We start from the raw sequence: 17,334 nt of genomic DNA on the forward strand, positions 1-17,334 counted from the left end.
GGTTCTTGGCGAAGAACTCGGTGTACGCCTTCTCCAGCGCCGCCCGGCCGGTCAGGGTCGTCCCGTCGTCGCTGACGTACTCGCCCTCGGCGGCCCACAATGCGGCGACGGCCTTCGCGTCGCCCTTCTTGAAGGCGTCCTCAAATGCGTCGATCGCCTTCTGGACGGCGGCCCGGTCGGCGGCCCGATCGTCCTTGCCCTTGGCGTCGGCGGCCACCGGGGCCGCCACCCCGGTCGCGGGGAGCTGGCCGGCCGCTTCGGGGCGGCCGGCGCCGAGCGCGAGCCACCCGGCGGCCGCGGCGAGCGCGCCGAGCAGGACGGGGCGGGGGAGACGGTGCGTACTCATTGCTGCACTCCTGAGAGGGAACCCTGGGCGGCCGGCACCCGTGCCGGCCGCCGCTCACTCGGCGTCGAGCTTCTTGCGGGCCTCGGCGAGCCGCTTCTTCTGCTCGGGCGTGACCTCGGGGTACGCCAGGTCGAGCCCGCGGACGGTCGCGGTCACCACGTCCGCGACCACCGCCCGGGTGACCCACTTGTAATCGGCCGGGACCACGAACCACGGGGCCGCGTCGGTGCTCGTGGCGGCGATCGCGTCCTCGTACACCCCCATGTAGTCGTCCCAGTAGCCCCGCTCGGCGAGGTCCGAGGGCGAGAACTTCCAGTTCTTCTCGGGCCGGTCGAGCCGCTCCAGGAACCGCCGCTTCTGCTCGTCCTTAGACACGTTCAGGAAGAACTTGAGTACGACGGTGCCGTTTCGGGCGAGGTGCCGCTCGAACGCGGTGATGTCCTCGTACCGCGCCTCCCAGAACTTCTTGCCGACCTTGTCCTGCGTCACGTTCCGCCCGAGCAACTCGGGGTGGACCTTCACCACCAGCACGTCCTCGTAGTACGAGCGGTTGAAGATGCCGATCCGGCCGCGCTCCGGGAGGCTCTTGGTGTACCGCCAGAGGAAGTCGTGCGCGAGGTCCTCGGCCGACGGCTTCTTGAAGCTGAACACCTGGCACCCCTGCGGGTTCACGCCGCTCATGACGTGCTTGATGGTGCCGTCCTTCCCGGCCGCGTCCATCGCCTGGAACACGAGGAGGAGCGAGTGGCGGCCGTCGGCGTACAGGAGTTCCTGGGCCTCGGCGAGGTCCGCGAGGTTCTTGGTCAGCACCTCCTGCGCGCGCTCCTTCACCGCGTCCTTGCCGAGGTCCTCGAACCCGTCCTGCTTCCAGCCCGGGTTGTGGTCCTTCAGCCGGAACTTCTTGCCGGGGGTTACGCGGAACAGGTCGATGATGTCCTTGCGAATCATGGGGCGTCCTCAGGGAGTGCTCAGTCCACGAAGCACCGGGCCAGCCGCGGGTCGGTCGCCAGCAGTCGGTCCACCTCGGGGGCCGCGTCGCGGGCCGAGAGCACGGTGTAGTACCCGTCCTTGACGGACGGCGCGAGCCGCACCGCGGCCCGCCACTCGGCCCGGGAGAACGGGTCGGCGGCGACCTCGTCCCAGAACCGGGTCGCGTCGAACAGGGCGACGATCCGCTCGGTGTTCTCGCCCTGCAGGATGCTCATCAGGTACGTCGCGACGCCGACCTGGAGCCCGTGCAGCCGGGGCCGGGCCGAGGTCGCGTCGAGCGCGTGCGAGATCAGGTGCTCGCTCCCGCTGGCCGGCCGCGACGACCCGCACACCTCCATCGCGATCCCGTTGAGTAGCAGCGCCGTCGCCAGCAGGCGGACCCCTTCGAGGTCGAACGCCGCGTGGCTCATGAACGAGTAGATGGTGCCGTCCGACATCAGCGCCGAGAAGTCGTTGACCGGCTCACCGACCGCGTGGAACGCCAGCTTCCAGTCCCGCACCGCGGTGAACTTGGCGACCAGGTCGCCCACCCCGGACACCGTGAGCACCCGCGGGGCGTCGCGGCACACGCCCGTGTCCACGACGACGCCGTACGGCAGCGCCGCCGGGAGCGACCGCCGCTTCCCGCGGACGGTCAGGCTCGACTGCGGGCTGCAGAACCCGTCGTTCGACAGCGACGTCGGGACCGCGTAGTAGGGCAGGCGGCCGAGGAACCCGACGTACTTCGCGACGTCCAGCGCCTTGCCCCCGCCGACTCCGACGACCGCCGTCACGCCCTTCGGCAGGTCGGCGAACAGCCGGGCCGCGGACTCCAGGTCGTTGTCGGCCACCTCGACCCACGCGGCCGCCTCGACGCCCGCCCGCGTAAGGCCCTCCGCGGCGCGACCCGGGAGCGGCGGGGCCAGCCCCGTGCTCACCAGCACCCCGACCCGTCGGTGCCCGCCCCGCGAGAGGTACGCTCCCAGCCGGTCGAGCGCGCCGGGCTTGACGCGCACGAGTGTAGGGATCGAGATCAGCGTTGGTCGGATCACGTCACGTACCCTTCGCGATGAGGTCGCGGGCGACCTCGGACCACGCATCGAACGCCCGGAACGCCAGCCCTTCGGTCTGCAGAACCGAGGCGAGGTCGGCGCGGGCGAACCGCAACTCGGCGGGCACAAGCCGGGCCGCGTCGGCGTCCGGGAACCCGTCCCCGGCGAACGCTACCGTGCGGCCCGCGTCGAGGTGCGCCCGCACCACCTTGGCCTTGTCCACCCCGAGTGTCGGCGACAAGAACGGCGAACCGGTCGGCATCTCCAGCAGCAGCCCCTGCCCCTCCACGAACCGGCCCGGGTTCGAGTGGACTTCGATCTCGACCCCGGCCGCACCGAGCAGCTTGCGGATGTACCACTCGCTCCCGGCCGACGCGACCACCACGCCCCACCCGGCCGCTTCGAGCGCCGCGACGGACGCCGGCAGGTCCGGGTCGAGCCCCATCGTGGCGACCGCCGCGAGCACCTCGGCCTCGCTCGCGCGGATGCTCGCGAAGTACCGGCGGAGGCACTCGAAGTGCGTGACCTCCCCGCGGCGGTACTCGCTCCAGTGGTCGGGCGTGCCCCGCGGGAGCAGCGACCCGACGACGAGGCGGTAGAAGTCCTCGCGGGTCATGGTCCCGTCGAAGTCGGTGACGAGCACCTTGCCGGGTGTCTGCGGTCGCATCGCTACCCCTCCTCCGTTCCGGCCGCGGCCGGGGTCCGGGGCGCCCGGTGCCCCGCGAACCACCGTGCGGCGGCGAGCAGCACGGCCAGTCCGGCGAGCGTCGTGACCAGCAGCATGACCACCACCCCGGGTTCGTTCGGGTAGTTCTGCGTGGCGATCAGGAGCGCCGCGGCGATGTTCCGCTGGCCCGTTCCCAGGGCGAGGACCGACCGCGTGTCCGGAGATGGCGTGCCCAGAGCGTACCCTGCCGCAGTGGAGACCGCCACGAAAACGACGCCGGCACCGACCGCGCCCGTCCCGATCGTAGCGAGCAGGGCCGAGAAGTTCAGGCCCACGAGTAGCACCACCGCCGCAACCATGCTGACGCTCGACAGCGTCGCGACCGCCGGCCGCACCCGTGCGGCCCACCGCTCGGACCACTCGCGCACGGCCACTCCGGCGGCGAGCGGGAGCAGCATGGACACCAGCAGCGGCCGGAGCAGCGGCCACGGTTCGGCCGCGAGTCCCGGGACCATCGCCGGCAGCGCGACCGGTAGGAACGCGACGCTCGCGACCATGAGCAGGAGCATGAGGCCGACCGAAAACGCGGCGTCGCCCCTCGCGGCCGCGGCGAGCTTCGGCAGGAACGGCGCGCCGGCCGCGCCGCCCAGGAGCAGCAACCCGGTCGCGTGCGCCCGGTCCAGCGGGAGGCACGCAACGAGCAGCCACGCGGCCGCGGGCGCGGCGCCGAAGTTCGCGACCAGGGCCAGCGCGACGAGTCGGCCGCGCCCGAGCGGGGCGGCAATGTCCCGGACGCGCAGGCCCAGCCCGGCGGCGGCCATGCAGGTCACGACGAACACCGGAACGGCGACCGCCGTGGCGGCCTCCAGGAACTCCCACACGGCGGTCCCCCTCAGGCGTCCGAGCCGCCGACGCCCTGGTAGTCGCTCACGTTGGCCCGCCTGCGGTCCTCTTCGTCCGGGAACTTCCGGGCGACCGCACTGTCGAGCATCTCCAGTTCCTGCCGGAGCGCGGCGTGCCGGGCCGGGGGCAGGACCGCGATCAGGTGCTCCAGCAGCGCCCGGAGGCGGCGGCTCACCTGCAAGCTCCCCTCGCCGTACTGGCGGATCTCGCTGACCGCGAGGGTCACGTAGTCGGGCCAGTCCGGGGTGCCGTACACCACGCGGACCGCCCCGCTGGCGTCGCGGGTGAACCCCTCGTCGAGCCGCCGCGCGCCGAGCCACCGGAGCAGGTTGTCGATCTGGTCGAGCACGAGCACGGCGGTCGTCGGGTCGTTGATGGCCGGGGACAGCGCCTTGTTCGCGATGTCCACGAGCATTCGGAACGCGAACCGCGGGTCCTGATCGAGGGTCCGCTCGGACCCGACCGCGACGCACCCGCGGAGCCGGCGGGTCGCGACACCGCCGCGGCCGCCGAACACGCGGAACAGGGGGTCGCCGCCGGTGATCGAGTCGCCGACCTGGGGCACCAGTTCGACGACCGCGTCGGCCTCCCGCGCGATCCGCACCAGATCCGCGAGGCCGACCGCCATCACCACCCCGGACCGCCCCTCGAACTCGACCGCCCGCGGGGCGGCCGCCGGCAGCACCGCACGGGGTTGCTCCTCGGGCCGGGACGGGTCGAACGCGGTCGGGTACACGTCGTTGATCACCGCCCGGGTCCGGTCGGCGATGGACAGCAGGAGTGACCCCGGGCGGAGGCCGACCGACAACCGCTGCACGAACTCGAAGAAGACGACGATGCACAGCAGGTTGAGCCCCACCGCGATGCCGACGTGCAGGTCCGGAACCCGGTCCTCGACGCGCCCGAGGGCCGCGAGCGTGTAGGCGTAGGTGAACGTCAGCGCCGCGAGCGCGACCTTCACGCCCGGGGCGGCGAGCACGAGCGCGATCACCCGCGGGGTGAGTTGCCCGCTCGCGAGTTGCACGACGATCAGCGTCGTCGAGAGGACGAACACGATGAACGTGAGCATCGAGCTCACGAGCGTCCCGAGGACCGCCCGCGCGCCGTCCGGGCTGAAGCGGTACAGGTGCCACCCGGTCTCGCCGTCCAGCCACAGCACCCCGCGGGCGGTGAACAGGGCCGCCACGAGCGCGACGGCGGCCCACAGCACCAGCGAGGTGCGGGCCAGTTGGCGCAGTCGGTACCGTTGCTCCCACGTCATCGCGCGTTCCAGTGTAAACCCGTTCGACAGTCACCCGATCGGACAGGGGCCGGCCGTCCAGACGTCCCGGAGGTACTCGAAGACCGTGCGGTCGCTCGAGAACTTCCCGGACCGCGCGACGTTGTGGATCGCCTTGGCCGCCCACGCCTGCGGGTCGCGATAGACCGCCGCGACCATCTGTTGCGTTTGCACGTACGCCGTCAGGTCGGCGAGGTGCATGTAGTAGTCGCCCCTGGTGAGCAGCGTCTCGCGGAGCGGCTCGAAGATGCCCGGCTCGTCCGGGCTGAAGTGGTTGTTGAAGATCAGATCGAGCGCCGCCCTCGTTTCGGGTTCGTTCTCGTAGTGCCACCGCGGGTCGTACCACCCCCGGCCGCCGAGCACCTGCTCCGCGGTGAGCCCGAACAGGAACACGTTCCCCTCGCCGGCCTCCTCGGCGATCTCGATGTTCGCGCCGTCGCGGGTGCCCACCGTCAGCGCCCCGTTCATCATGAGCTTCATGTTGCTGGTGCCGCTGGCCTCGTACCCGGCGGTCGAGATCTGCTCGGACACGTCGGCGGCCGGGATCAGGTGCTCGGCCAGTGTGCACGAGTAGTTCGGCAGGAACTCGACCCGGAGCTTGCCCCGGACCGCGGGATCGGCGCCCACCACGCGGCCGATGCTCGTGATCAACATGATGATGACCTTGGCGAGGTGGTACGCCGGGGCCGCCTTGCCGGCGAACAGCACGGTCCGCGGGGGCACGTCGAGGCCCGGGTTCTGGCGCAGGCGGTTGTACCAGACGACGCACTGCACCGCGTTCAGCAGTTGCCGCTTGTACTCGTGGATCCGCTTGATCTGCACGTCGAACAGCGTGTCGGGGTCAAGGGCGATCCCGGCGGTGGCCCCGATCCAGTCCACGAACCGCGCCTTCGCGCCCCGCTTCGCGGCGAGGAACCGGTCGCGGAACCCGGCGTCGTTCGCGAGCGGGTCGGCCTTGCGCAGCCGCGACAGGTCGGTCACCCACCCGTCGCCGACCGCCTCGGTGAGCAGGCGGGCCAGGTCCGGGTTGGCGGTCAGGAGCCACCGCCGGGGGGTGACGCCGTTGGTCTTGTTGTTGAACCGGTCCGGGAACAGCTCGGCAAAGTCCGGCACGGTCTTGGTGCGGAGCAACTCCGAATGAATGGCCGCCACCCCGTTGGTGCTATGGGTGCCGACGATGGCGAGGTGCGCCATCCGCACCTTCCGCTCCGCCCCCTCCTCGACGAGGCTGACCCGGGCGAGCTTCGCGTCGTCCCCGGGGTGCTTCGCCCGCACGACGTCGAGGAACCGGCGGTTGATCTCGTACACGATCTCCAGGTGCCGCGGCAGCAGCGCCTCGAACAGGTCCGCCCCCCACTTCTCAAGGGCCTCGGGGAGGAGCGTGTGGTTCGTGTACGCCAGCGTGCGGACGGTCAGGTCCCAGGCCTCGTCCCACCCGAGTCCGGCCTCGTCGAGCAGGATCCGCATCAACTCCGGCACGGCCATCGCCGGGTGCGTGTCGTTGAGTTGGACCGCGACCTTGTCGGGCAGCGCGGCCCAGTCGTTCCCGCGGCGGCGGAACCGGGCCACAATGTCGGCCAGTGAGCACCGGACCAGGAAGTACTCCTGGACGAAACGCAGGGACCGGCCCCGGGGCGTCGAATCGTCCGGGTACAGCACGCGGGTGACCGACTCGGCCAGCACCCGGTCGGACACCGCGCCGAAGAAGTCGCCGCTACTGAACTCGCCGAAGTTGAACTCGCTCGCGGCCCCGGCTTTCCACAGCCGAAGCGTGTTGATGGTCCTCCCCCCGTACCCCACGACCGGGCGATCGTAGGGGACGCCGAGCATGGTCGACCCGGACCCGCGGCGGGGGGCGACCTGCCCGCCGTGGACCTCGAACCGGCACGCGAACGGAACGGTCACCGTCTCCCCCGGCCGCACGACTTCCCACGGGTCGGGGCGCGACAGCCACGGGTCCGGCTGCTCGACCTGGCGGCCGTCCTTCAGCTCCTGGCGGAAGATGCCGTAGTCGTACCGGAGCCCGTACCCGATGGCGGGCACCTCGAGGGTCGCGAGGGAGTCGATGAAGCACGCCGCCAGTCGCCCCAGACCGCCGTTGCCCAGGCCCGCGTCCGGCTCGGTCTCCAGCACCTCTTTCCAGTCCTGCCGCGGGTCCGACCGGAGCTCCTCGCGGACGAACTGCTCGACCCCGAGGTTGACGATGTTGTTCACCAGCGACCGGCCGATGAGGAACTCCATCGACAGGTAGTACACCTGCTTCGGGTTCTTGCGGTCGTAGGTGTCGTTGGTCTTGATCCACCGCTGGGCGAGGACGTCGCGGAGCGTGCGGGCCACGGCCTCGAACCGCTCCCGCTGCGTGGCCGCGTCCCGCGCCGCGACGTGGCCGAACACGAGGTGCCGGTCGTAGTAGTCGCGGTCCGGGAAGCGGAACCCGGCGCACTCGTACCTGCTTAGCGAGTCGGAACTCGGGGCGGCCATCGGCGTCTCCGGGAGAGGGGAGGTGGTCAGCTCTGGCGGGCGACCCACTTCGCGTGGTGCTCGCGGACCGCGGCGACGATCGCCGGGGCGTCGGGCAGCACCTGCGGGATGGTCAGGTCGTCCGGGCCGGCGAGCGGCATGTCCGGGTGCAGCATCGCGGCCCGGGTCCAGTCGAGCAGGCCGTCCCAAAAGTGCGCGCCCGCCAGGATCAGCGGCGTGTCCCGCAGGTGGCGGACCTGGAGGAGCTGCCACACCATCAGCGTCTCGAGCACCGTGCCGATGCCGCCCGGGGTCACGATGAACGCGTCGGACACCAGCACGAAGTGGTGCAGCCGGGTGAAGAACGTCTTGTGCTCGAACGCCTGGGTCACGAAGGCGTTCACGTCCTGCTCGAACGGCAACTCGACGCGGATGCCGACCGACTGCTGGTGCGCGCCGTCCGGGTCGGCGAGCTTCACGCCCTCGTTGGCGGCCTGCATCAGGCCCGGACCGCCGCCGGTCACGATGTCGCACCCGAGCCGGGAGAGTTCGGCCGACACGTCGCGGACCGCCCCGTACACCCAGTGGTCCGGCTTTACCCGGGCCGAGCCGAAGATGGTGACCCGGTACCGCTCCCGCTTGGTGGGCCGCAGGCGGGTCAGCGTGTTGACCGTGTCCCACAGGTTCAGGACCGACTTCGCGATCACGTCGAGGACGGCCCGCTCGTCCGACAGCGGCACGACGGACTCGCCGGCGGTTGCACCGCTCCCACTCATGACCTGCTCCGTTCGTGACCCGTTCGGGCCCGGAAGGCGGCCGGCTCGGCCGAACAGTGAAAATGGTTCCGGGCGAGAGGCACACCCCACCTCCGGAACCATTCACAAAGTCCGGAACCACCACACAAGTCCGGAAGAAAGTCCATCAGATCAACTTCACGAATCTCAAGTGATCCATCCGCAACAGGTTGCGGAATCCACGTTGCGCAGCGGCCCGCGTGCCTCCGGCCGAAGCTCTCCGGAACCATCCGGGCCATCCCGGTCACAACCCCAGGACCCGGCGGGTGTGGTTGGCGATCATCAGTTCTTCGTTGGTCGGGATCACGTGGACGGCGAACGCGCCGAGCCACGCCGCGGCGCGCACCACCCGGTCCCGCACCGGGGCCGCGTGCTCGCCGATGCCGCCGGTGAACACCAGCGCGTCGAGCCCGCCCAGCGCCGCCGCGAGCGACCCGAGCTCGCGGCCGATCCGGTACACGAACAGGTCGACCGCCTCCGCGGCCCGCGGGTCGCTGCTCGCGAGCAGTTCGCGCATGTCGCTCGACACGCCCGACACGCCGAGCAGCCCCGACTCGTGGTCGATCAGGTGCTCCACCTGCGACGCGGTCATGCCAAGGTGGTTCATCAGGTACAGCACGACCCCCGGGTCGAGTGAGCCGCACCGCGTCCCCATCACCAGCCCGTCGGCCGGGGTGAACCCCATCGTGGTCGCGACGCTCTGGCACGCCCGCATCGCGCACAGGCTCGCGCCGTTGCCCAGGTGCGCGACCACCGTGCGGCCGCCCGCCGCGTGCGGGTCGACGCCCGGGAGCACCGAGGCGATGTACTCGTAGGACAGCCCGTGGAACCCGTACCGGATCACGCCCGCGTCGGTGAGGGCCCGCGGGAGCCCGAAGTGCTGGGCGAGCGGCGGCTGGGTGCGGTGGAACGCGGTGTCGAAGCACGCGACCTGCGGCACCCCCGGGGCGCGCGTCGCGACGGCCCGGATGGCGGCGAGGTTGTGCGGCTGGTGCAGCGGGGCGAGCGGCACGAGTTCGTCGAGCTTCGCCAGCACGCCGGCGTCGATGCGCACCGGGGCGGTGAACGCGAGGCCGCCGTGGACGACCCGGTGCCCGGCCGCGACGATGCGCGCGTCGCCCAGCGTGGTCCGGCACTGTTCCAGCACGACCCCGAGCGCGTCGTCGTGGGTCGCGCCCGCGGGCAACGACTGCTCGCCCCCGCCGTCCATCGTGAACCGCGGCGCGGTGCCGGTGCCGAGGCCGGCGACCTGCCCGTGCGCGAGCGCGGCGCCCCCGCCCCCCGCCGCGAAGGCGGAGAACTTGAGGCTCGACGACCCGGCGTTCAGGACGAGGACGGCGTCGGTCACGGTGTGCCCCTCCGCGAAGCCGCGAGCGACTTCGTGACACGGTCAGTACGGCCACTTCCAGTTGGCCGCGTCGGGCTTGTCGACCCCGTGCTCGTGCGAGTAGTCCCGGCACTCGATCTGCATGTTGCGGAACTTCTCCTTGGCGTGCGCCCCGGCCACCTGGAGCGTCGGTACGCGGTCGATCACGTCGATCGCCAGCGTGAACCGGTCGATCTCGTTCTGGATCGCCAGCTCGAGCGGGGTGTTGATGTTCCCCTTCTCCTTGTACCCGCGGACGTGCAGGTTCTTGTGGTTGGTCCGCCGGTACGCGAGCCGGTGGATGAGCCACGGGTACCCGTGGAACGCGAAGATCACCGGCTTGTCCACGGTGAACAGCGAGTCGAAGTCCCGGTCGGAGAGGCCGTGCGGGTGCTCGGTGTCGGGCTGGAGCCGGAACAGGTCCACCACGTTGATGAACCGGATCCGGAGGTCCGGGAACTCCTGGCGGAGCAGGTCCACGGCCGCGAGCGCCTCCTTGGTCGGGATGTCGCCGGCCGAGGCCACCACCACGTCCGGCTCGTGCCCCGCGTCGGTGCTCGCCCTGGGCCAGATGCTGATGCCCTTGGTGCAGTGGACGATCGCCGTCTCCATGTCCAGGTACTGGAGGTGGTTCTGCTTGTCCGACACGATGACGTTGATGTACCCCTCGCTCCGCAGGCAGTGGTCGGCGACGGACAGTAGGCAGTTCACGTCCGGCGGCAGGTAGATCCGGGTGACCGCGGCGCTCTTGTTCACCACCACGTCGAGGAACCCGGGGTCCTGGTGCGTGAACCCGTTGTGGTCCTGCCGCCACACGGTGCTGGTGATGAGCAGGTTCACCGACGCGACCTTGGCCCGCCACGACAGGTGGTTGCAGATCGTCAGCCACTTGGCGTGCTGGTTGAACATCGAGTCGATGACGTGCGCGAACGCCTCGTAGGTGCTGAAGAACCCGTGCCGGCCGGTGAGCACGTACCCCTCGAGCATCCCCTCCAGGGTGTGCTCGCTGAGCATCTCGACCACGCGGCCGTCGGGCGCCAGTTCGCCCCCGTCGGCGTCCTCGGGGAAGTACTCCTCGAGCCACAGCTTCTTCGACACCTCGTACACCGCTTGCAACTTGTTCGAGGTGTTCTCGTCCGGGCCGAACACCCGGAAGTTCTGCATGTTCGCCTTCATCACGTCGCGGAGGAACACGCCGAGCGGTTTGCAGTTCTCGGCCTCGGCGGTGCCCGGCGTCTTCACCTCGATGCCGTACGTGCGGAAGTCCGGCATCCGCAGCGCCTTCTTCAGGCGCCCGCCGTTGGCGTGCGGGTTCGCGCCGATGCGGCGTGGGCCGGTGGGGGCGATCGCCTTCAGTTCGGCCTTGAACGTGCCGGCCGCGTCGAACAGCTCCTCGGGCTTGTAGGCCCGCATCCAGTCCTCGAGGAGCTTGAGCCGGGCCTTGTCCTTCTTCACGTCGCCCATCGGCACCTGGTGCGCGCGCCACGACCCCTCGAGCTTGTGGCCGCCGGCCTCGCCCGGACTGGTCCAGCCCTTCGGCGTGCGGAGCACGATCATCGGCCACCGCGGGCGGAACGGGGTGCCGCTGGACCGGGCCTCCTTCTGCGCGGCGCGGATGTCGGCGACGCACTTGTCGAGGGTCGCGGCCATCGCCTGGTGCATGGTCTCGGGGTCGGACCCCTCGACGAAGTACGGGGTCCACCCGGTGCCGCGGAAGAACGCCTCGAGCTCCTCGTGCGGCACCCGGGCCCAGATGGTCGGGTTGTTGATCTTGTACCCGTTGAGGTGCAGGATCGGGAGCACCGCCCCGTCGCGGACCGGGTTGAGGAACTTGTTGACGTGCCACGAGGTCGCGAGCGGCCCGGTCTCGCTCTCGCCGTCGCCGACCACGGCCGCGACGATCAGGTCCGGGTTGTCGAACGCGGCCCCGCACGCGTGCGACAGGACGTACCCGAGCTCGCCGCCCTCGTGGATCGAGCCGGGGGTCTCGGGGGTGCAGTGGCTCCCGATCCCGCCGGGGAACGAGAACTGCCGGAAGAACCGGAGCAGCCCCTCCTCGTCCTCGGTGCAGTCCGGGTACACCTCGGTGTACGCGCCCTCGAGGTAGCACGGGCCGAGGACCCCGGGCGCGCCGTGCCCGGGGCCGGCCATGAACACGACGTCGAGGTCGAGCCTCTTGATGAGGCGGCTGAGGTGGATGTACGCGAACGCGAGGCCGGGGCTGGTGCCCCAGTGCCCCAGGAGCCGGTCCTTGACGTGCTCGGGCTTGAGCGGCTCCCGCAGGAGCGGGTTCGCCTTGAGGTACGTCATCCCGAGCGCGAGGTAGTTGCTCGCCCGCCAGAAGGCGTCGAGCTTCCGCACCTCGTCGGCCGCCAGGGGCGCGCCGGGGACCGTGGAGCGGGCCGGGCCGAAGGCGCTGATCGAGGCGGGGGTCGTCATCTCGGTTCCTCGGGTTGGGGCGGTCTCGGGGGCACGGGGCGGGGTGGCCGTCAGACGCCCTTCTGCTTGGCGAACTCGGCCCGGGTGTGCTCGTCGATGAAGAAGTGCGTCTGGCCGCCGTGGTCGAGGGTCGCGCCGGCGGCGAACTTCGGGAACTTCACCTTCGCGACCGGGTCCTCGACGTACTGGGCCTTGTCGTACAGTTCGCTCTCGTGGATGTTGATGTACAGCTCCACGAACCCGACGAGCCGGTCGTCGAGCCACTTCGTCACGCCGGGCAGGTCCGGGGCCGCGATCGGGGTGACGAACTCGGCGTGCGAGTCGAACTTCCAGAGCACCGGCACGACCTTCAGGTCGTACTCCAGCACGGCGTTCCTGAGGTCCCGGTCCGGGGCGAGCGAGAACCCGAGCGAGATGTACGCCTTGTCGGACCGGAACTCGAACCGGACCGACCGCCGGGTCTCGGTCTTGGACAGCGCCGCGGTGGCCCGCTCGCCCATCCGCTTGCCGAACGCTTCGAGCCGGGGCCGGACCGCGGCGACGATCGTGTCGCGGGCCGCCTCGTACTCCTTGGCGAGCTTCTCGCGCTCGACGAAGTGCTGGAGTTCCTGCTTCGCGATCTTCTGGGCCTTGTCCTTGACGGCCGTGATCGCCCCGTCGATGCGGGACAGCAGGTCGTTGACGTCGCTCATGGGGTGCTCCGCTGGTGCGTGGGGCTCTCGCGGGCGGCCGCGCGCACGCGCAATTGGCTTCACACCGCACGGGTGCGGGGAAACGCGGGTCGTGGGCTGGGCATGGGGCGGCGGGATCAAGCTACCCGATTCCCTGACACGCGGCACCAAGAAATTGGGAAATGTGTAATGAAGAGAGTGCTGAGATTGTGCGAGCGTCCCGAGAGCGGGGCCGGGCGCGCCCGGCCCCGCGGGCGGCTCACTTCGAGGCGGGGCGGAGGTCGATCCGCTTCGCCTTCTTGAGCAACTCGGGCTCGACGAAGATCACGACCCGGAAGGCGTCCTTGACCACGCCGGTGATTTCGCCCTCGATGCTCCACGGCTCGAACTTCTTGAGGACCACGCCCTCGCCGTCGAGGAGCCAGAGCTGCGTCTGCGGCTCCTTGAGTGCCGCCTCGCCGACCTTGGGCATGTTCGCCTCGGTCACGAACCGCCGCCGGATCTCCTTCACGGACGCGGGCTCGTCGGCGAACTCCAGTGTGACGTGGACCTCGCTGAACGCCTTGGGCGGGGTGAACTTCTGGTCGCCCAGGCTCTCCTTCTTCACCTCCGCGACGCGGACCGACTTCACGGCCAGGTTCCACGACTTGTCGAGGTGCTCGGTGCTCGTCTTGAAGGCGGGCTCGCCCTTGCCCTCGCGGGCGCTGGTGCCCGCGGCAAGGGTCGCGACGAACAGGGACGCGGCGGCGAACGCGATCGCTCTCATGGGTGGGCTCCGGTTGTGAGTGGTGGCACCACGGATTATCCGGTAACCGCCGGGTAAGGCAAGCGACCGGGTCAAACACCCCCCGGCGGCGCGAGCGGGAACAGGTGCGGGTCGAGGCGGGCGAGGAGCTGCTTCACCCGCGGGATCTGCTCCAGTGCGGCCCGCTCCCCGACCGCGGCGAGCTCCTTCGCCCGCATGAACTCGGACAGGTCGAACCCGGTCACGTCGGGCTCGATCACCACGTCGGCCGGCTGCACGCCGATCCCGTTGAGGCTGTGGTTCTGCACGAGAAGGCTGCGGAGGATCGTCTGGAGCGTCGAGGGCCCCCGCCGCTGGACCGGGCCGCCCGGGGTGATGTCGCAGAACCGCCGCTCCATCTTCGCCGTCACGCTCACGGCGATCACGAAGTTGCACCCGCGGGCCACGAGCACGTCGGCGGGGACGTTGTTCACCAGCCCGCCGTCGATCAGCGCCTCGCCGTTGCGGACGATGGGGGCCGACAGGACCGGCAGGTTAATGCTCTCCAGCACCGCGTGGACCGCGTCGCCGCGGTCCCGCACGACGGACCGGCCGGACACGAGGTCCACGGTGACGGGCAGGCACGGGACCGCGAGTTGCTCCAGGGTCCAGTCGCGGAGGTACTTCCTCAGCATGGGGTCGAAGTGCCCGCGGCGGTACTGGTACAGCAGGTGCCAGTAGCTCCCCTTCGGGAACCGGCGGAACACCCACGACGGGCTTAGGTCGGCGGCGAACCGGTCGGTGCTGTACGCGCTGTCGAGCCCCGAGGCGTAGACGGCCCCGGTCAGAGCGCCGGCGCTGGTGCCCGCGATCGCGTCCACGACGATCCCGCTGTCCTCCAGCGCCTTCAGCACGCCGAGGTGCGACATGCCGCGGGCCGCGCCGCCCCCGAGCGCCACGCCGATGCGGACCCCGCGGAGTTCGTGGACGAGCCGCTCGAAGCCGCTCCCGAGCACGCGGCCGCTCGGGTACGCCGGGGCCGCCTCGGCGACCTTCACGTCCCACCCGGCCAGTTCGGACAGCCCCGGCGCGGGCGGCGCGACGGTGCGGCCGGGCTCGAGGAGCCACGCGACGCAGACCTTCTCCCGGAGGCCGCGGGCCGCGACGTCGAGCGCCCGCAGGCGGTCCACCGCGACGGCCCCCGCGGCGGCCGGGACGAGGTACACGATCCGGTCCGCGAGCCGGAGTAACTGGTCCATCCGCTCGCGTGCGAGGTCGGCCCCGACGTCGTACACGATGCGGGTCGCGCCGTGCCACTCGGCCACCTGCCGGCGGACCGCGTCGGCGTCCGCGGCCCCGCCGTCGGCAGTAAGGGAGCAGACCCCCACCCCGGCCGCGGGCTGCCACCCGGGGGCGTCGCTGAACACGCCGAGGGCCTCCCCGAGGCCGCTCAGCCGCTCGACCAGTTTTCGGGCGAGGGGCCGCGTGGCCGGGGTCTCGTGAACGAGCGCGAGCATCGTCGGCCCGCGGGCCCCGGCGACCCCGAAGAAGTGCTTCCGCAGTGCCCCCGCGTAGGTCCGCAGCCACAGGCGGCGGAGGTCGGCGTGCCGCGCCGTCAGGTCCATCGCGTCCTCGTGGGCGACCTCCAGGACCGTCGTGGGCTCCAGGGCGTACACGCGGAGCGGCACCTGCTCGTTCAGCACGCCGATCATCAGCCCGAGTTGCTCGCCCCGGTCGAACGTGCGGAACAGAGTCTCGCGGCCGTGTGCGTCCACCCTCACCGCCTTGAGGCGGCCGCGGAGCACGAACCGCACCGACGCGACCGGCTCGCCCGGCTCGTGGACGGACCCGCCCGTCGCGTACTCGGCCGCCCGGCCGACGGCCAGCACGTCCCGCACCGCCTCGTCGCCCAGGCCGCGGAAGAACGCGTGGACCTTCAGCAGCGCGACGATCTCATCGCTCATGGCGGCGGCGCTCCAGTTCCGTGCGGAGGTGGTCCCCGAACCCGGCCGCGGGGGCCGCGTTCGCGATGTCGTTGAGTACGGCGCGGCGGCGGAGCTCGTCGAACGGAAGCGAGGTGTCGAGCCGCCCGCCGTCGTAGAGCGCCCGGTCGAGCAGGCCGTTGGCGATGACGCGCCAGTCGAGCCGCAGCCGGGTGCCGGGGAGCCGGTAGAACGTGGTGGTGCAGTTCATGCACAGCCCGTGGTACCACCGGGGCCGGTCGTACAGCGCGTTGACCGCCGCAACGTAATCAAGGAACACCACCCGCAGTTCGTCGGGCGGCGCGGCCAGCCGGTACAGCCGCCCGACCTGGTTGGTCGCGTACCGCGTGCGCCGCAGGATCGCGTCCCGCTCGTCGGCCAACACGATCGCGAGTTCCTGCTGCCGGTACAGGCTGCGGAGCGTGGAGAACCCCTGGCCCTTCCTGTACCGCACCTCGACCGAGACGCACACGCGGCCGTCCGGGCCGAAGTCGAACACCAGCACCGGGTGGCTCATCCACCGGGAGCCCCAGGTGAAGAAGATCACGTCGGCCGCGACGAGGTTGGACAGGCGGACGGTGCGGGTCTCGTACCGGGGCGTGAACGCGCCGGGCGCCGGGTAGTCGAAGTTGCGGAGGCCGCGGATCGCAACCGCGTCGCCGCTCACTTCGGCCCGCGGGAGGACGGCCACGCTCGGGTCCCAGTCGCGGTTGTGACTCGGCTGCTGGCGGAGCCACCACGCGACGAATACCGCCGTTGCGGCCGCCAGCGCCGCGGCCGGTTGCCAAAGTGGCTCCCAGGCCGCGAGCAGCGTGACCGCCCCTCCGACCCACGCCAGGCCGAGCAGCTTTCCGAGCCGCGAGCCGCCGCACGCGTCGAAGTAGATCGCCCCGGCGACCCAGAGGGCGGTGCCCACCGCGACGACCCACACCAGCAGGGTGGCAACCCACGAGGAGAGGTCGGTCATGGCGCGATGCTAGCGCCAGTTCGAACCGGGGTCAATCGAAGAACCGATCGATTTATAGTTGTAATAAAAAAAATGTCTAAGAATGTAATATACAGATGATTTTACGATTAGTTGTTTAATCCCACCCCATGCGGAGCGCGAGGAACGCCTCGACTTTCCCAAAAGTGTAGTTGCAGGCAACGCCGGGGACTTCAGGGGGCCTCGGGGGCGTCGCTCGATCGGATGTCCGCTGAATAGCTCCTGCGAAAGGGAGTAGTGGTAGAGAGATAACCTCGGTCCGCACTCGGCCATACAGCCATCCACACCGACCTCAACGGGCGTCGCGGGTATCCGCCCGCGGCGGGCCTGCTTGCGTCTGGCGTCTACGACACCTCGGAACGGAGCGACAGGTCGCTCCCGAACCGGGCCCGGAGTTTCCTCCCGAACCCGCGCGGGAGCGGGCTGTGGGTCCAGATCATTAAGTTGGTGAGCCCAGCGAACGTGGGGCTGGCGAGTAGCGCGTCGGCGTCCGTCAAGCCGGTGTTGCCGAGCCGGAGCTTGCGCAGGTTGGTCGGCACGTCGTACCCGTCCCGTCGTCCCCGTCGTCGAGCACCGTGTCGCCGTCGCCCCACGGGTCGCCTCTGCCGGCGACCCGGAACCGGACCCGGCCGCCCCGCACGGCCGCGGCCACGGCCCCGACCACCGCGGCCCGGACCACCTCGGCCGCCGCGGCCCC

At 70.8% G+C, this 17,334-nt stretch carries 15 protein-coding genes; all 15 read right to left on the reverse strand.

Annotated elements, in window-relative coordinates; all coding sequences use genetic code 11:
- Positions 1 to 346: DUF4440 domain-containing protein (locus ACTIGN_RS08050; RefSeq protein ID WP_439622602.1), on the reverse strand; the 346-nt coding region annotated here is incomplete at its 3' end.
- A 54-nt stretch (positions 347 to 400) separates the two neighbouring features.
- Positions 401 to 1,294, reverse strand: a complete 894-nt coding sequence (locus ACTIGN_RS08055) for a polyphosphate kinase 2 family protein (protein ID WP_439622604.1) — start codon at positions 1,292 to 1,294, stop codon at positions 401 to 403.
- Between the two features lie 20 nt (positions 1,295 to 1,314).
- Positions 1,315 to 2,367, reverse strand: a complete 1,053-nt coding sequence (locus tag ACTIGN_RS08060) for an iron-containing alcohol dehydrogenase family protein (protein WP_439622606.1) — start codon at positions 2,365 to 2,367, stop codon at positions 1,315 to 1,317.
- Between the two features lies 1 nt (position 2,368).
- Positions 2,369 to 3,034 carry an HAD-IB family phosphatase gene (locus ACTIGN_RS08065; protein WP_439622608.1) on the reverse strand — a complete coding sequence of 222 codons (666 nt, stop codon included), beginning with the start codon at positions 3,032 to 3,034 and terminating at the stop codon, positions 2,369 to 2,371.
- Positions 3,035 to 3,036: 2 nt separating this feature from the next.
- Complete coding sequence (locus tag ACTIGN_RS08070; protein WP_439622610.1) at positions 3,037 to 3,915, reverse strand: bile acid:sodium symporter; 879 nt, start codon at positions 3,913 to 3,915, stop codon at positions 3,037 to 3,039.
- Positions 3,916 to 3,926: 11 nt separating this feature from the next.
- Entirely contained in the window at positions 3,927 to 5,198 is a 1,272-nt protein-coding gene (locus tag ACTIGN_RS08075) for a DUF2254 domain-containing protein (RefSeq protein ID WP_439622612.1), read from the reverse strand.
- Positions 5,199 to 5,228: 30 nt separating this feature from the next.
- Positions 5,229 to 7,697: a glycogen/starch/alpha-glucan phosphorylase gene (locus tag ACTIGN_RS08080; RefSeq protein WP_439622614.1), complete on the reverse strand. Its 2,469-nt coding sequence runs from the start codon at positions 7,695 to 7,697 to the stop codon at positions 5,229 to 5,231.
- Between the two features lie 26 nt (positions 7,698 to 7,723).
- Entirely contained in the window at positions 7,724 to 8,452 is a 729-nt protein-coding gene (locus ACTIGN_RS08085) for an LOG family protein (protein ID WP_439622616.1), read from the reverse strand.
- A 262-nt stretch (positions 8,453 to 8,714) separates the two neighbouring features.
- Positions 8,715 to 9,818 carry an acetate/propionate family kinase gene (locus ACTIGN_RS08090; protein ID WP_439622618.1) on the reverse strand — a complete coding sequence of 368 codons (1,104 nt, stop codon included), beginning with the start codon at positions 9,816 to 9,818 and terminating at the stop codon, positions 8,715 to 8,717.
- 42 nt (positions 9,819 to 9,860) lie between these two features.
- Complete coding sequence (locus ACTIGN_RS08095) at positions 9,861 to 12,275, reverse strand: phosphoketolase family protein (RefSeq protein ID WP_439622620.1); 2,415 nt, start codon at positions 12,273 to 12,275, stop codon at positions 9,861 to 9,863.
- 50 nt (positions 12,276 to 12,325) lie between these two features.
- Positions 12,326 to 12,967, reverse strand: a complete 642-nt coding sequence (locus ACTIGN_RS08100) for a hypothetical protein (protein ID WP_439622622.1) — start codon at positions 12,965 to 12,967, stop codon at positions 12,326 to 12,328.
- A 238-nt stretch (positions 12,968 to 13,205) separates the two neighbouring features.
- Positions 13,206 to 13,712, reverse strand: a complete 507-nt coding sequence (locus ACTIGN_RS08105; protein WP_439622624.1) for a hypothetical protein — start codon at positions 13,710 to 13,712, stop codon at positions 13,206 to 13,208.
- 71 nt (positions 13,713 to 13,783) lie between these two features.
- Positions 13,784 to 15,634: a patatin-like phospholipase family protein gene (locus ACTIGN_RS08110; RefSeq protein WP_439622626.1), complete on the reverse strand. Its 1,851-nt coding sequence runs from the start codon at positions 15,632 to 15,634 to the stop codon at positions 13,784 to 13,786.
- Positions 15,624 to 16,619: a lipoprotein N-acyltransferase Lnb domain-containing protein gene (locus tag ACTIGN_RS08115; protein ID WP_439622628.1), complete on the reverse strand. Its 996-nt coding sequence runs from the start codon at positions 16,617 to 16,619 to the stop codon at positions 15,624 to 15,626. Before ACTIGN_RS08115 ends, ACTIGN_RS08110 begins: the two co-directional genes overlap by 11 nt.
- A 511-nt stretch (positions 16,620 to 17,130) precedes the next feature.
- Positions 17,131 to 17,334: hypothetical protein (locus tag ACTIGN_RS08120; protein WP_439622630.1), on the reverse strand; the 204-nt coding region annotated here is incomplete at its 5' end.

The sequence above is a fragment of the Gemmata sp. genome (genome assembly GCF_051859125.1).
Taxonomy (GTDB): Bacteria; Planctomycetota; Planctomycetia; order Gemmatales; family Gemmataceae; genus Gemmata.

Bases quoted from the DNA above. Each gene is read 5' to 3' on its own strand.
- ACTIGN_RS08095 (WP_439622620.1), bottom strand. From the start codon at position 12,275: ATGACGACCCCCGCCTCGATCAGCGCCTTCGGCCCGGCCCGCTCCACG.
- ACTIGN_RS08080 (WP_439622614.1), bottom strand. From the start codon at position 7,697: ATGGCCGCCCCGAGTTCCGACTCGCTAAGCAGGTACGAGTGCGCCGGG.
- ACTIGN_RS08100 (WP_439622622.1), bottom strand. From the start codon at position 12,967: ATGAGCGACGTCAACGACCTGCTGTCCCGCATCGACGGGGCGATCACG.
- ACTIGN_RS08115 (WP_439622628.1), bottom strand. From the start codon at position 16,619: ATGACCGACCTCTCCTCGTGGGTTGCCACCCTGCTGGTGTGGGTCGTC.
- ACTIGN_RS08055 (WP_439622604.1), bottom strand. From the start codon at position 1,294: ATGATTCGCAAGGACATCATCGACCTGTTCCGCGTAACCCCCGGCAAG.
- ACTIGN_RS08075 (WP_439622612.1), bottom strand. From the start codon at position 5,198: ATGACGTGGGAGCAACGGTACCGACTGCGCCAACTGGCCCGCACCTCG.
- ACTIGN_RS08065 (WP_439622608.1), bottom strand. From the start codon at position 3,034: ATGCGACCGCAGACACCCGGCAAGGTGCTCGTCACCGACTTCGACGGG.
- ACTIGN_RS08105 (WP_439622624.1), bottom strand. From the start codon at position 13,712: ATGAGAGCGATCGCGTTCGCCGCCGCGTCCCTGTTCGTCGCGACCCTT.
- ACTIGN_RS08110 (WP_439622626.1), bottom strand. From the start codon at position 15,634: ATGAGCGATGAGATCGTCGCGCTGCTGAAGGTCCACGCGTTCTTCCGC.
- ACTIGN_RS08085 (WP_439622616.1), bottom strand. From the start codon at position 8,452: ATGAGTGGGAGCGGTGCAACCGCCGGCGAGTCCGTCGTGCCGCTGTCG.